We start from the raw sequence: 14,212 nt of genomic DNA, 5'->3' as shown, positions 1-14,212 counted from the left end.
TACCCGGCCGGGTCCCTTCGAGCCGCCACCGTGCCGTGATCGAGAAGGCGCCATGATCCCGGTCCCCTCCTCTCAGTGGAGATCACCACCATGGGGAGACGGCCGACCCGAACCTGGCCACCTGCCGTGTCCGGCGGTCCGCCACCGTGTCGGGTGCGGCCGCGTAGTCTTCCCTGCGTGGCACGTCATGCGAAGAGGTCCCGCCTGCTGGTCGCCGACGGGCGCGGGTACCTGTGGACGATGCGCCACAACCACCGAAGGGACCACGACGGACGGTCCGTGGACTGCCGCCGGATCCTCACCCTGTCCCCTCAGCCTGCCGGCACCGGTGGCCCGCTGCGCATCGTCTTCGCCGACGGGCCCGGCCGGTACGTCCCGGGCGGGGTCCCCTTCAGCTCTGGCGACGTGGGATTCACCCAGGGCGCGAACCTGAACCTGCACGAGCCGGGCGCCGTCCGGCGCTGCTCGACGTGGCGCCGGCCCGTGGGTGGCAACCGGAGGAGCTGCGGCCCGTGGAGGTGGACGGCTGGCCCCTGCTGGGGGCGGCGGCCGTGCGAGCCGGGGACGCCGGGCCCGGAGACCCGGAGACCCGCAAGCCCGTAGGCCCGTAGGCCGTGGCCGCCTTCCCTCGGACGGGCCGATGTCACATTCCCGAGAGCCCTCTCGTCGTGCTGCTGGGACGAACGCACCCTCCAGTGGGCAGGAGACCCAGGGGCGCTCGGCGGGACCTCGCCGTGCCGCCGTCGTGGAGCTTCCGTCCGCTGGAGGACCGCTGTCGTTCGCGCACCGGGTTCAAGGCGACAGGGAGGAAATCGATGAGTGACTTTCGGGCCATCGCGGATCGCGTCGAGATCGAGGCGCTGCGCGGTGAGTTCACCGACGCGGTGATGATGCGCGACTACGACCGCATCGCTCTGCTGTTCACACCGGACGGCACATGGCGGATGCCCAGCATCCCCGTCGAACTCCAGGGGCGGGAGCCGATCCGCGCCTGGGGCAGGCGAGTGCCCGACTTCGTGGACTTCCTGGTGCAGAACACGCACCCGGGCGTGATCCAGCTCGACGGCGACACCGCGTACGGCCGCGCCTACATGTCGGAGGTCGGGCGTGCCCGCGACGGTCGCGGAGGGCTGAACTACGCCGTCTACCACGACCGTTACCGGCGTACCGACGACGGCTGGAGGTTCACCGAGCGCGTCTACGAGGTCCGATACGAAGACGCTTCGCCGCTGGCCGGGTCACCGCCCCGCCCGGCTGAGGATTCGTGACCAGCCCACGAAGGGAGACCCCGTCACCCCCGCCGCCGAAACGGCGCGGGTGACGGGGACGGGTCCGCGGAGCTCGGTGGAGCGCGCCGGAAATCGGCGGTCACCGGGGCTCTCGGTCACCAGGGAAGGGAGCCCTCCACGTCGAAGTAGCCTCCGGTCGGTCCCTCCGGGCCCAGCTGGGCCGTGCGGACGATGATCTCGGCGCCCTCCTCGACGGTCTGCGTGCCCGTGTTCCCGTTCAGGTCGGTCGCGGTGTAGCCGGGCTCCACGGCGTTGATCCGGATCTCCGGGAAGGCCTTCGCGAACTGCACGGTGATCATGTTGACCGCGGTCTTCGACGCCGGATAGGCGACCCCGGGGTACGCGTAGGTGGGTGTGTCGGGGGTGCTGACCCGGGCCAGCGAGGCCAGTCCGCTGCTCACGTTCACCACGACCGGGGCCGCGGAGCGCCTCAGCAGGGGCAGGAAGGCGTGGGTGACGCGTACGACCCCGAAGACGTTCGTCTCGAAGATCGACCGGATCACGTCGGCCGTCAGGTCCGCGGCGCCGACGACACCCCCGTCCGGCGTCCGCCCCTCGATGCCGGCGTTGTTGATCAGTACGTCGAGGCCGCCGTCCGCCTCGATGGTCTTCGCCGCGGCGGCGACGGAGGCGTCGTCGGTGACGTCGAGGACGACCGCGCGCGCCCCCAGTTGCTCGGCGGCCCGGCGTCCGCGCTCCGGGTCCCGGCTGCCGATGTAGACGGTGTGGCCCGCTGCGACGAGGCGGCGGGCGGTCTCGAAGCCGAGACCCTTGTTCGCTCCGGTGATCAGTGTTGTCGTCATGGCTCCAGGTTGCGGCCGGGCGCCCCGGCCAGCCAGGAGCCCCGTCTTCCTGGGACTCCCAGTACCAGGCAGGTCCGGTCCGCGCGGGGCACAGTGGAGGCATGGCGAGTACGGAGTTCGGGCGGACGGTACGGCGCTGGCGCGACCGGGTCTCCCCGGAGGCCGCCGGGCTCCCCGCCGGCGGGCAGCGGAGGGCGGCCGGGCTGCGCCGCGAAGAACTCGCCCTGCTGGCCGGGATCTCGGTCGACTACGTCACCCGGCTCGAGCAGGGCCGGGCGGCCCACCCGTCGGAACAGGTCGTCGAGGCGCTCGGCCGGGCCCTGCGGCTGTCCGGCATCGAGCGCGAGCACCTCTTCCACACCGCCGGGCTGGTCCCGCCGGGACGGGGCACGGTACCCGGCTATCTCACGCCGAGCGTGCAGCGGCTGCTGGACCGGCTGACCGGGACCCCCGTGGCGGCCTACGACGCGGCGTGGACGCTGCTGGTGGCCAACCCGCTGTACGCGGCCCTGCTGGGTGACCCGTCGGGGTGGCGCGACCAGGAGCGCAACGGGGTGTGGCGTGCCTTCCTCGGTCCGGCCGGCCGGGTGCGCCACACACCGCAGGCCCGGCGGACACTGGAGACCGCGCTCGTGAGCGATCTGCGTGCGACCGCGAGCCGGTATCCGGCCGACCGGCGGGTGCAACGGCTGGTCGCGGAACTGCGGGCGGGCAGCGACCGGTTCGCCGAGTTGTGGGACTCCGGGGCCGTGGGCCGCCAGGAGGCCTCGCGCAAGACCGTCGACCACCCCCAGTTGGGCCCCCTCACGCTGGACTGCGACATCCTCAGCGTCGCCGGCAGTGACCTGCGCATCATGGTCTACACGGCGGAGCCCGGCAGCCAGGACGCCGAACGGGTCGCGCTGCTCGGTGTGCTCGGCACCCAGACACTGGCCTGAACAGGGCCGATGTCCACGGCAGTTCACCGACGGCGGCATTTCATGAGTGCCGCAGATCCGCAGGCGGCCAAGGGCGGATTTCGGGGTACCCGGTGTCCGAGCCGGGACGCACCCGGCGTCGCGAACCACCTCTAGGGGGCCCTCAATGGCACTCACCTTCCGCAAGAGCTTCCGCATCCTTCCCGGGGTGCGGCTGAACATCAACCGGCACTCGTGGTCGATCACCACCGGCGGACGGCACGGGCCGCGGCAGACGCACAGCAGCACCGGACGCAAGACCACGTCGATGGACCTGCCGGGCCCCTTCGGCTGGCGCCGCACCACGCGGCGGCGGGACCACTGACCCCACCGGGCCCGCTCCCGCCCGTGCGAGGGAGTGAGCACGCCGGTCGGCCGCCATGACGGCGGTGACGCGCACGGACGACGCGCACGGTGGGGGGACGGGCGAGCCCGGTCCCCCCACCGCGGCCCTCACCCGGGCCCCGGTCCGCTCCGAGGGCCGGCCGGGCGGACGCGCCGCGGCCTCACGGAGCCGGCGGACGGCGCCCTCGAACCGCCCAGCGTGCGCGAGAGGGACGCATCGACCAAAAGGCATCAACAGCGCGAAAGGCAGGAAAGGCAGGAACCAGTCGGCACCTCCCTTTCCTCCCGGTCTCGCTCGAACTCCCCTATGAGTGCGCCCCGCTGACCACCATCACTCGGATGGGTGCACTCCATTTCTCTTTATCTCACATGAGATATACGGTCGCGCCATGGCAGACGACTACCTCGTACGCATCGGCAAGCTCATCCGTGACGCCCGTCAGCACCGGGGCTGGACCCAGTCGCAGCTCGCCGAGGCTCTCGGCACCAGCCAGAGCGCCGTCAATCGCATCGAGCGCGGCAATCAGAACATCAGCCTTGAGATGATCGCCCGCATAGGTGAAGCCCTGGACAGCGAGATCGTGTCCCTGGGCTACGCGGGTCCGATGCATCTGCGCGTGGTCGGCGGACGGCGGCTGTCCGGCTCGATCGACGTGAAGACCAGCAAGAACGCCTGTGTCGCGCTGCTGTGCGCCACGCTTCTGAACAAGGGCCGCACGGTCCTGCGCCGGGTGGCCCGGATCGAAGAGGTGTACCGCCTGCTGGAGGTACTCGGTTCGATCGGCGTCCGCACCCGGTGGATCAACGACGGGGTCGACCTGGAGATCGTGCCCCCGGCCCAGCTGGACATGGAGGCCATCGACGCCGAGGCGGCCCGCCGTACGCGGTCCATCATCATGTTCCTCGGCCCGCTGCTGCACCGCATGGACCAGTTCAGGCTGCCGTACGCGGGCGGTTGCGACCTGGGCACCAGGACCATCGAGCCGCACATGATCGCGCTGCGCCGCTTCGGTCTGGACATCGCCGCCACCGAGGGGCTCTACCACGCCCGGGTGGACCGCGCGGTCTCCCCCGCCCGCCCGATCGTCCTGACCGAGCGCGGCGACACGGTGACCGAGAACGCACTGCTCGCCGCCGCCCGCCACGACGGCGTGACCGTCATCCGCAACGCCTCCTCCAACTACATGGTCCAGGACCTGTGCTTCTTCCTGGAGGCCCTGGGCGTACGGGTGGAGGGCATCGGCACCACGACGCTCACCGTGCACGGTGTGCCCACCATCGACGTGGACGTCGACTACTCGCCCTCGGAGGACCCGGTCGAGGCGATGAGCCTGCTCGCCGCCGCGGTCGTCACCGAGTCGGAGCTGACCGTGCGCCGGGTGCCGATCGAGTTCCTGGAGATCGAGCTCGCGGTCCTGGAGGAGATGGGCCTCGACCACGACCGGACGGCGGAGTACTTCGCCGACAACGGCCGTACACGGCTGGTGGACCTGACGGTCCGGCCCTCCAAGCTGGAGGCGCCGATCGACAAGATCCACCCGATGCCCTTCCCGGGTCTGAACATCGACAACGTCCCGTTCTTCGCAGCCATCGCGGCCTCCGCGCAGGGCAAGACGCTGATCCACGACTGGGTGTACGACAACCGGGCGATCTATCTCACGGATCTCAACCGCCTCGGCGGGCGACTCCAACTCCTCGACCCGCACCGGGTGTTGGTGGAAGGCCCGACCCGCTGGCGCGCCGCCGAGATGATGTGCCCGCCCGCGCTGCGGCCCGCCGTGGTCGTCCTGCTGGCGATGATGGCGGCCGACGGGACGTCCGTGCTGCGCAACGTGTACGTCATCAACCGCGGCTACGAGGACCTGGCCGAGCGGCTCAACTCGCTCGGGGCGCAGATCGAGACGTTCCGGGACATCTGAGCCCGCCGCACGGGCGCAGGGCCCGCCGGAGGACGCCCGCGCGTCGACCGGCGGGCCCCGACGGGTGCCGTCTCAGCTCTCCATGAAAGTGATGTCCTGCTGCCGCACCGCGTGGAACTTCGGCAGCGGCAGGCCGCCCGCGCCGGGGCTCAGTTCCATCAGCGTGGCCTCGACGTGGGCGGCTCCCGGCCGGAGGGTGCCGGGCTCGCGCTTCCCGGAGTTGGCCCAGCGGTGCGCCGCTCCGTCGCAGACGGTCGCGGTGCCGCCGATGCCGTGACGCACCCTGGAGTCGCCCTGCCGCACCGACGAGGACACCAGGACCGGGCCGGTGCTCGTCAGACACCGGTAGGTGCCGGAGAGGGTGACGGTGCCGTCCGTCGCGAGGTGACCGGTGGTGTCCACGGTGACCGTCCCGTACGGGTCCGGCAGGCCGGCGGCGGCCGCGGCGACGGCGGACGGGACGAGCAACAGGAGCGCGGCGCCGGTGGCCGCGCCGATGACCTGGCGCAAGGACATGGAAGTACCTCCTGAGACGTGGAAGGCTCCACAGGTAGCGGCCCCGCGCCCCGGGACGGTGATCGTCACCCCTTTGGTGGCGAGTCCGCCCCACGCGTCATGGGAACGTCCGAGAGTTGTCCGTGTGTTGTCACGCTTCTCGGCCGGCGGTTCCGATGAGTTCGCCGCGGGAGCATGGTCTTGACATGCGAGGCGGCGAACAGCGCCGCAGGCACTCATCGCATCCGACGTGGAGGTGCGCCATGTGTTCCCACCAGACTCTGTGCCCGTCCGCGGACTCCAGGCTTCCGCACGTGGTGTCGGCCCACCACGAGCAGGGGTGGAGCCTGCTGTGCAACGGCGCGATCGTCTTCGACGACAGCGGCGAACTGCTCCCCGACGGCAGCGTGGTCGCTCCGCACCGCGTGTTCGCCGAGCGGCTCAGCGTCGCCGCCTGATCACCGCCCCTGCTGCGCCGGCTCCGCGCTACGCCAGTACCGCGAAGCCGTCCAGTTCGACCAGGGCGCGTTCGTCCCACAGGCGCGCGGCGCCGACGACGGCCATCGCGGGGTAGTCACGCCCCGCCAACCGCCGCCAGATGCGCCCGAGTTCGGACGCGTGGACGCGGTAGTCCGCGACATCGGTGGCATAGACGGTGACCCGCGCGAGGTCGGCCGGGGTTCCCCCCGCGGCCCGCAGCGCGGTGAGCAGGTTCGTCAGCGCCCGCTCGAACTGCTCCGGGAGGGTCTCGCCGACCACCTTCCCGTCCGTGTCGAGCGCGGTCTGGCCCGCCAGGAAGACGACGCGGCTGCCGGTGGCGACGACAGCGTGCGAGAAGCCGGTGGGCGGGGAGAGTTCGGGCGGATTGAGACGCTCGGTGCTCACAGTTCCTCCCATGTGGCGTACAACTCCTTGGCGATGACGGCCCGTTGGACCTCGCTCGCACCCTCGTAGATACGGGGCGCGCGGACCTCCCGGTAGAGGTGTTCGAGGAGATGACCGCGGCGCAGGGCGCGGGCCCCGTGCAGCTGGACCGCCGCGTCGACCACGTACTGGGCCGTCTCGGTCGCCAGCAGCTTCGCCATCGCCGCGCGCCGGGGCACGTCCGGAGCTCCTTCGTCGTACGCCGCCGCGGCCGCGTACACCATCAGGCGGGCCGCCTCCGTCCGCAGCGCCATCTCGGCGACCTGGTGGGCCACCGTCTGCAGGTCCTTCAGCTTCCCCCCGAACGCCTCTCGCCGGGAGGTGTGCGCGAGGGTCGCCTCCAGGGCCGCTCCCGCCATACCGACCGCGAAGGCGCCCACGCTCGGGCGGAAGAGGTTGAGGGTGCCCATCGCGACCCGGAAGCCGCGGTCGGGTTCACCGAGCACGTCGTCCGCCGTGACCGGTACGGCGTCGAAGGCGAGGGCGCCGATCGGGTGCGGCGAGAGCATGTCGAGCGGGGCCCCGGTGAGACCGGGCCGGTCGGCGGGGATGAGGAACGCGGTGACACCCCGGGCGCCGGCCCCCGGGGTGGTCCGCGCGAAGACGGTGTAGAAGTCGGCCTCGGGCGCGTTGGAGATCCAGCACTTCTCCCCGGTGAGCCGCCAGCGCCCGGCGCCGTCGGCCTCGGCGACGGCCCCGGTGTCCCCCTCGTCGGCGGACGCGGCCCGGTCGGCGCGCAGGGCCAGCGCCGCCGCGTCGGAGCCCGCGGCCGGCTCGCTGAGCGCGAAGGCGGCCACCGCGGTGCCGTCCGTGACGCGCGGGAGCCAGTACGTGCGCTGCGCCCGGGTGCCGTACGCGTGCACGGGATGCGCACCGAGCCCCTGCAGGGCGAGCGCCGTCTCGGCCTCCGTACAGGCGTGCGCCAGGGACTCCCGCATCAGGCACAGGTCGAGCGCGCCGGAGGTGAACAGCCGGGCGAGCAGCCCGAGTCGGCCCAGCTCGACGACGAGCGGGCGGTTGACGTGGCCCGGCTCGCCCTTCTCGGCCAGCGGGCGCAGCCGCTCCGCGGCGAGCGTACGCAGCTCGGCGCACCAGGCGCTCTGCGCCGTGTCGAGCGAGAAAACGGTCACGGCCGGTCCCCTCTCCCCTGCGGGCCCCAGGTTATCGCGAGACGTTGACTGTCGTCACCAACACGATACGCTCCTTGTGCGAAACCGAGAGCTGAGCCATAGACCACGCACGCCACGCATCACGCATCAACCGTCACGCATCACGCACGGCGTGCCGCGCACCATGTGCCACCAACCACGTGCCACAAGCCGCGAGTTGAGAGCCGCGAGCCCACCACGACAAGGGGGCGAACCTCCATGGACCCCGGCGACACCCTGGAGCCGACGACCTCGGCCCACCTCGACACCTTCGCCCGCGACCACCTCCCGCCTCCGGGCCAGTGGCCCCGACTCTCCTTCGATCTACCCGAGTTGGACTATCCGGACCGGCTCAACTGCGCCGCCGAGCTCCTCGGCGGCGGCCATCCGCAGCGCCCCGTCTTCCGCACGCCGTCCGGCGACCTGTGGACGTACGGACAGCTCCTCGCGCGCGTCGACCGCATCGCCCATGTGCTGACCACCGAGCTGGGCGTGGTGCCCGGAAACCGGGTCATGCTGCGCGGGCCCACCACGCCCTGGCTGGCCGCGTGCTGGCTGGCGGTCCTGAAGGCGGGCGCGATCGCCGTCACGGTGCTCGCGCAGCAGCGCCCGCACGAGCTGACCACGATGGGCACGATCGCCCGGGTCACCCACGCCCTGTGCGACATACGGTCGGTCGACGACCTGGCCGGGGCGGACATCCCGGGGCTGCGGATCACGACGTACGGCGGTGACGCGCCCGACGACCTGCTGCTGCGGATCACGGGCGCGTCCGACGAGCCCTTCACGGCCGTGGACACGGCCGCCGACGACGTCGCGCTGATCGCGTTCACCTCGGGCACGACCGGCCGCCCCAAGGGCTGTGTGCACTTCCACCGCGATGTGCTGGCGACGGCGGACACCTTCTCCCGCCATGTGCTGAGGCCACGCGAGGACGACGTCTTCACCGGCAGTCCCCCGCTGGGGTTCACCTTCGGGCTCGGCGGACTCGTCATCTTCCCGATGCGCGCGGGCGCCTGCTCCCTGCTGCTCGAACAGGCGGGTCCCAAGCAGTTGTTGCCCGCGATCGCGGATCACCGTGTCTCCGTGCTGTTCACCGCGCCGACCGCGTACCGGGCGATGCTGACGGAACTGGACCGGTACGACACGACGTCGCTGCGGCGCTGTGTGTCGGCGGGTGAGAACCTGCCCGCAGCGACCTGGCAGGCCTGGCGCGCCCGTACCGGGCTGCGCATCATCAACGGCATCGGCGCCACCGAGCTGCTGCACATCTTCATCTCCGCGGCGGACGAGCGGATCAGACCCGGCACGACCGGCCTGCCCGTCCCCGGATGGCATGCCCGCGTGGTCGGCGCCGACGGGAATCCGGTACCGGACGGCGAACCCGGCCTGCTCGCCGTACGCGGCCCGGTGGGCTGCCGCTACCTCGCCGACCCGCGGCAGCGGGAGTACGTGCGCGACGGCTGGAACATCACCGGCGACACCTACGTCCGCGACACCGACGGCTACTTCCGCTATGTCGCCCGCGCCGACGACATGATCGTCTCGGCCGGGTACAACATCGCGGGGCCGGAGGTCGAGGACGCCCTGCTGCGCCACCCGGACGTCGTCGAGACAGCGGTCGTGGGCCGCCCCGACGAGGCACGCGGCCAGGTCGTGGTGGCGTACGCGGTACTGCGGCCGGGCACGCCACGGGACCCTGAGGCGCTGCGGGTCTTCCTCAAGTCCGAGCTCGCACCCTACAAATGCCCCCGCGAGTTCGTCTTCCTGGACGTGCTGCCGCGCACGGCGACGGGGAAGCTGCAGCGGTTCCGGCTGCGTGCCTCCATCCCCGCGCAGGCATCCCCCGGAGGCGAGTTGCCCGCCGGGGGTGAGTTGTCCCCCGGCGGCGGTTCCAAGTGATCTTCGAGCACTAGAGTGATCAATGTGTCAGAGCAGCGCGCCCCCCGGTCCCTCATCGTCACGTTCTACGGCGCGTACGGCCGTTTCATGCCCGGCCCGGTGCCGGTGGCCGAGCTGATCCGGCTGCTCGCCGCGGTCGGCGTCGACGCGCCCTCCGTGCGCTCGTCGGTCTCCCGGCTCAAGCGTCGCGGACTGCTCGAGCCGGCCCGAACCCCGGCGGGCGCGGCGGGGTACGGGCTGTCGCCGGACGCGCGGCAGCTGCTCGACGACGGCGACCGGCGGGTGTACGCGACGACGCCTCCCGAGGACGACGGCTGGGTGCTCGCCGTCTTCTCCGTGCCGGAGCCGGAGCGCCAGAAGCGGCACGTGCTGCGCTCGCGGCTGGCCGGTCTCGGCTTCGGGACGGCCGCGCCCGGGGTGTGGCTCGCTCCGGCCCGGCTGTACGAGGAGACGCGGCACACCCTCGCGCGGCTGCGGCTCGATCCGTACGTGGACCTCTTCCGCGGGGAGCACCTGGGCTTCGCGGCGACGGCGGACGCGGTCGCGCGCTGGTGGGACCTGGGTTCGATCGCCAAGGAGCACGAGGCGTTCCTCGACCGGCACGCGCCCGTGCTGCGCGCCTGGGAGCGGCGGACGGACACCCCTCCCGAGGAGGCGTACCGCGACTACCTGCTGGCCCTGGACACCTGGCGCCACCTCCCGTACGCCGACCCGGGACTTCCCGTCGCGCTGCTGCCACGGGACTGGCCCGGGGCCCGTTCGGCCGCTGTCTTCCGGGCCCTGCACGAGCGGTTGCGCGACGCGGGGGCGGCCTTCACCGAGGTGCCCGCGTAGAGCTCACCCGGGTGTCGTCCCGGACGTGCCTGGCGGGGTGCCCTCAAGGCTCCAGTGACAGGCGTGGTCTGGGGGCGTCGGTGCGCCCGGTCTGCGGGCGTCTGCTGCCCGCGCGGTAGGGCTTCGGCCAGGCGACGCCCGGGCCCTCGTACCCCTGCTCGGCCGCCGCGTGCAGGGTCCAGTGCGGGTCGTAGAGGTGCGGGCGGGCGAGCGCGCACAGGTCGGTGCGCCCGGCCAGGAGCAGGGAGTTGACGTCGTCCCAGGAGGAGATCGCGCCGACGGCGATCACCGGCAGGCCCGTCTCGTGGCGGATCCGGTCGGCGTACGGAGTCTGGTACGAGCGTCCGTACTCGGGGTGCTCGTCCGCCACCACCTGACCCGTCGACACGTCCACCGCGTCCGCGCCGTGCGCGGCGAAGGCCCGCGCGACGGCGACCGCGTCGTCCCCGGTGGTGCCGCCCTCGGCCCAGTCGGTGGCGGAGATGCGGACGGTCATGGGACGTTCCTCCGGCCACACCGCACGTACGGCGTCGAAGACCTCCAGCGGGAAGCGCAGTCTGCGCTCCAGCGAGCCGCCGTAGGCGTCGGTGCGCCGGTTGGTCAGTGGCGAGAGGAAACCGGAGAGCAGGTAGCCGTGCGCGCAGTGCAGTTCGAGGAGATCGAAGCCGCAGCGCGCGGCACGCCAGGCGGCGGCCGCGAACTGTTCCCGGATGTCGGTCAGTTGAGCGCGGGAGAGTTCGCGGGGTGGCTGACTGCGCGGTCCGTACGGGATCGGGGACGCGGCCACGAGAGGCCAGTTGCCCTCTTCGAGCGGCTCGTCGATGCCCTCCCACATCAGCTTCGTGGAGCCCTTGCGGCCGGAGTGACCGAGCTGGACGCCGACAGCGGTGCCGGGCGCCTGGGCGCGCACGAAACCGATGATCCGCCGCCAGGACTCGGCCTGGCGGTGCGTGTAGAGCCCCGCGCAGCCGGGCGTGATACGGCCCTCGGCGCTCACGCACACCATCTCGGTCATCACCAGACCGGCACCGCCGAGCGCCCGCGCTCCCAGGTGCACGAGGTGGAAGTCGCCGGGGACGCCGTCGACGGCCGAATACATGTCCATCGGGGAGACCACGACCCGGTTGCGCAGGGTCAGTCCGCGCAGCCGGAACGGGGTGAACATCGGGGGTGTGCCGGGTGGGCAGCCGAACTCGCGCTCGACCGCGGCCGTGAAGTGCGCGTCGCGCAGCCGCAGGTTGTCGTGGGTGACCCGGCGACTGCGGGTGAGGAGGTTGAAGGCGAACTGGCGTGGGCGCTGGTCGACGTACCGCCCCACGTTCTCGAACCACTCCAGGCTCGCACGGGCCGCGCGCTGGGTGGACGCGACCACCGGGCGGCGCTCCTCCTCGTACGCGGCGAGTGCCTCGTCGAGCGTGGGCCGCTCCTGAAGGCACGCGGCGAGGGCGAGGGCGTCCTCGACTGCGAGCTTCGTGCCCGAGCCGATGGAGAAGTGGGCGGTGTGCGCGGCGTCGCCCAGGAGCACCAGGTTGCCGTGCGACCAGCGGTCGTTGACCACCGTGCGGAAGGTGGTCCACGCCGACTTGTTGGACCGCAGCGGCCGTCCGCCCAGCGCGTCGGCGAAGACCTTGGCGCACCGCTCGACGGACTCCTGCGGGTCGAGGTCCGCGAACCCGGCGGCCCGCCACACCTCCTCGCGCATCTCGACGATGACGGTGGAGGCGTCGGCCGCGTACGGGTAGGCGTGCAGTTGCATCACACCGTGCTCGGTGCCGGCGATCTCGAAGCGGAAGGCGTCGAGGGCGAAGTCGGCGGCCAGCCAGATGTAGCGGCACCGGTGTTCCTCGACGGACGGCCCGAACACGTCCGCGTACGCCTCCCTCGTCGGACTGCGCACCCCGTCGGCGGCGACGACCAGGTCGTACGCCCGGGTCAGCTCGGCCGGCGCCGGTGCCTCGGCGCGGAAGCGCAGCTCGACGCCGAGCGAGCGGCACCGCTCGTGCAGGATCTCCAGCAGCCGGCGCCGGCCGAGCGCCGCGAAGCCGTGGCCGCCGGAGGTGTGGTGGACGCCCCGGTGCACGATGTCGATGTCGTCCCAGCGCACGAACTCGTCCTGGAGCGCCGCGTACACGACCGGGTCGGCGTGTTCGATGCCGCCGAGCGTCTCGTCGGACAGGACGACGCCGAAGCCGAAGGTGTCGTCGGGGGCGTTGCGTTCCCACACGGTGATCTCACGGCCGGGGTCGAGCCGTTTGAGGAGGGCGGCAGCGTACAGGCCGCCGGGTCCGCCACCGACGACGGCGACGCGCAGGGGCGCGCCGGGCCGTCCGGTCACGTCCGGCGCGGCCAGCGCGGCACCCGTGGGCGGCCGAACGGTGCCGACCGGTTCCCGGTCGCCCGGTTGTCGCGGGGTGGCCACGGCTATCGCCCCCGCCACTTCGGCGGGCGCTTCTCGGTGAAGGCGGCGTGGAACTCGGCGTAGTCCTCGCCGTTCATCAGCAGGGCCTGCGTCGAGGCGTCCAGTTCGACGGAGGCGGCGAGCGGCATGTCGAGTTCGGCGGTGAGCAGCGCCTTCGTCTGGGCGTACGCGAGGGCCGGCCCGGCCGCCAGGCGGTGGGCCAGTGCCCGCGCGGCCTCGTCGGCGTGCCCCTCCTCGGTCAGCTCGCTGATCAGGCCGATCCGCTCGGCCTCGGGCGCACGGACGGGGTCGCCGAGCATCAGCAGCCGGGTCGCGTGGCCGAGCCCGACGACGCGGGGAAGCAGATAGGCGGCGCCCATGTCGCCGCCGGACAGTCCGACGCGGGTGAAGAGGAAGGCGAAGCGGGCGCTGGGGTCGGCCACCCGGAAGTCGGCCGCCAGCGCGAGCACGGCTCCGGCGCCCGCGGCCACGCCGTGCACCGCCGCGATCACCGGGAAGGGGCACTCCCGTACGGCGCGCACGACCTGTCCGGTCATCCGGTTGAAGTCGAGGAGCTGGGCGGTGTCCATGGAGAGCGTGGCGCCGATGATCTCGTCGACGTCGCCCCCCGAGCAGAAGCCGCGGCCCTCGCCGGCCAGCACCAGGGCGCGCACCGACCGTTCCCTGGAGAGCTCGGCCAGCAGGTCGCGCAGGTCGGCGTAGGCGCCGAAGGTGAGGGCGTTGAGTTTCTCGGGCCGGGCCAGGGTGACGGTGGCGACCCCGTCGGCGAGCTCGCACCTCAGGTGCCGCCAGTCGGAGGTGCGGGCGGCTGAGCCGGTGAAGGGACTCATGACGGACGGCCTCCTCGGGCGGGGCGGCGGTCTGCGCGGCGGGACCGCCCGCGCTCCCTCACGAAGCTATCACCAGTCTGTGACTGTCGTCACGAGTGCGCGATAACCCCGGCGTGAAGCGACCGCCGTCCGCCGCCCCGCGCCTCGCCCGTCACCGAGTAACGGAACCTCGATAGGCCCGTAACGACAGGGGCGCTCACGGGAGGCGGGCCGCTGACCTGGGTACGCACCTCATACCTGCCGAACGTCCCGGGAGGACCCTGCCGAACGTCCCGCCAAGCGCCCGCCGAGCGCCTCTGCCCAGCCGCGCCGTACCATCCCTAAAGTTGAAAGCAGGACAGCCTGCTC

The 14,212-nt window shown here is 72.3% G+C and carries 13 protein-coding genes; 7 read left to right on the top strand and 6 right to left on the bottom strand.

Features of this window, described 5'->3' with window-relative positions; genetic code table 11:
- Positions 1–815: 815 nt before the first annotated feature.
- Complete coding sequence (locus OHB41_RS34295; protein WP_266702424.1) at positions 816–1,268, top strand: nuclear transport factor 2 family protein; 453 nt, start codon at positions 816–818, stop codon at positions 1,266–1,268.
- A 116-nt stretch (positions 1,269–1,384) separates the two neighbouring features.
- Here OHB41_RS34295 and OHB41_RS34290 read toward each other — a convergent pair whose 3' ends face one another.
- Complete coding sequence (locus tag OHB41_RS34290; protein WP_266702422.1) at positions 1,385–2,092, bottom strand: SDR family NAD(P)-dependent oxidoreductase; 708 nt, start codon at positions 2,090–2,092, stop codon at positions 1,385–1,387.
- A gap of 101 nt (positions 2,093–2,193) precedes the next feature.
- Here OHB41_RS34290 and OHB41_RS34285 point away from each other — a divergent pair, with 101 nt between their 5' ends.
- The 3 genes from OHB41_RS34285 to relB all read left to right on the top strand — a co-directional run bounded on the left by OHB41_RS34285 (position 2,194) and on the right by relB (position 5,312).
- On the top strand, positions 2,194–3,030 hold the full coding sequence (locus OHB41_RS34285; protein ID WP_266702420.1) for a helix-turn-helix transcriptional regulator: 837 nt from the start codon (positions 2,194–2,196) through the stop codon (positions 3,028–3,030).
- Positions 3,031–3,175: 145 nt separating this feature from the next.
- Complete coding sequence (locus OHB41_RS34280; protein WP_266702418.1) at positions 3,176–3,373, top strand: DUF4236 domain-containing protein; 198 nt, start codon at positions 3,176–3,178, stop codon at positions 3,371–3,373.
- 409 nt (positions 3,374–3,782) lie between these two features.
- Positions 3,783–5,312 carry a type II toxin-antitoxin system RelB family anti-toxin gene (relB, locus tag OHB41_RS34275; protein WP_266702416.1) on the top strand — a complete coding sequence of 510 codons (1,530 nt, stop codon included), beginning with the start codon at positions 3,783–3,785 and terminating at the stop codon, positions 5,310–5,312.
- A gap of 72 nt (positions 5,313–5,384) precedes the next feature.
- Here relB and OHB41_RS34270 read toward each other — a convergent pair whose 3' ends face one another.
- Positions 5,385–5,828 (bottom strand): DUF6299 family protein, encoded by a 444-nt coding sequence (locus tag OHB41_RS34270; RefSeq protein WP_266702414.1) that lies wholly within the window; start codon positions 5,826–5,828, stop codon positions 5,385–5,387.
- A 242-nt stretch (positions 5,829–6,070) separates the two neighbouring features.
- Between OHB41_RS34270 and OHB41_RS34265 the strand changes: the two genes are divergently transcribed.
- Positions 6,071–6,265, top strand: a complete 195-nt coding sequence (locus tag OHB41_RS34265; RefSeq protein ID WP_266702412.1) for a DUF5999 family protein — start codon at positions 6,071–6,073, stop codon at positions 6,263–6,265.
- Between the two features lie 28 nt (positions 6,266–6,293).
- Here OHB41_RS34265 and OHB41_RS34260 read toward each other — a convergent pair whose 3' ends face one another.
- Both OHB41_RS34260 and OHB41_RS34255 read right to left on the bottom strand, forming a co-directional pair.
- A complete protein-coding gene (locus OHB41_RS34260) occupies positions 6,294–6,692 on the bottom strand; it encodes a RidA family protein (protein ID WP_266706350.1) in 399 nt (132 codons plus the stop codon).
- Positions 6,689–7,861: an acyl-CoA dehydrogenase family protein gene (locus tag OHB41_RS34255; RefSeq protein WP_266702410.1), complete on the bottom strand. Its 1,173-nt coding sequence runs from the start codon at positions 7,859–7,861 to the stop codon at positions 6,689–6,691. The genes OHB41_RS34260 and OHB41_RS34255 overlap by 4 nt, the downstream gene beginning before the upstream one ends.
- Before the next feature lie 237 nt (positions 7,862–8,098).
- On the opposite strand from OHB41_RS34255, the gene OHB41_RS34250 reads away from it, so the two are divergent.
- Positions 8,099–9,781, top strand: coding sequence for an AMP-binding protein (locus OHB41_RS34250; protein ID WP_266702408.1), 1,683 nt, complete (start codon positions 8,099–8,101; stop codon positions 9,779–9,781).
- 15 nt (positions 9,782–9,796) lie between these two features.
- Complete coding sequence (locus tag OHB41_RS34245; RefSeq protein ID WP_266702406.1) at positions 9,797–10,615, top strand: PaaX family transcriptional regulator; 819 nt, start codon at positions 9,797–9,799, stop codon at positions 10,613–10,615.
- A 43-nt stretch (positions 10,616–10,658) separates the two neighbouring features.
- On the opposite strand, the gene OHB41_RS34240 is transcribed toward OHB41_RS34245, so the two are convergent.
- Positions 10,659–12,926, bottom strand: coding sequence for a bifunctional salicylyl-CoA 5-hydroxylase/oxidoreductase (locus tag OHB41_RS34240; protein WP_266706348.1), 2,268 nt, complete (start codon positions 12,924–12,926; stop codon positions 10,659–10,661).
- 110 nt (positions 12,927–13,036) lie between these two features.
- Positions 13,037–13,864 carry an enoyl-CoA hydratase family protein gene (locus OHB41_RS34235; protein ID WP_266702404.1) on the bottom strand — a complete coding sequence of 276 codons (828 nt, stop codon included), beginning with the start codon at positions 13,862–13,864 and terminating at the stop codon, positions 13,037–13,039.
- Positions 13,865–14,212: the final 348 nt, after the last annotated feature.

Source organism: Streptomyces sp. NBC_01571 (assembly GCF_026339875.1).
Classification (GTDB): domain Bacteria; phylum Actinomycetota; class Actinomycetes; order Streptomycetales; family Streptomycetaceae; genus Streptomyces.
This window is presented reverse-complemented; position numbering and strand designations above follow the sequence as displayed.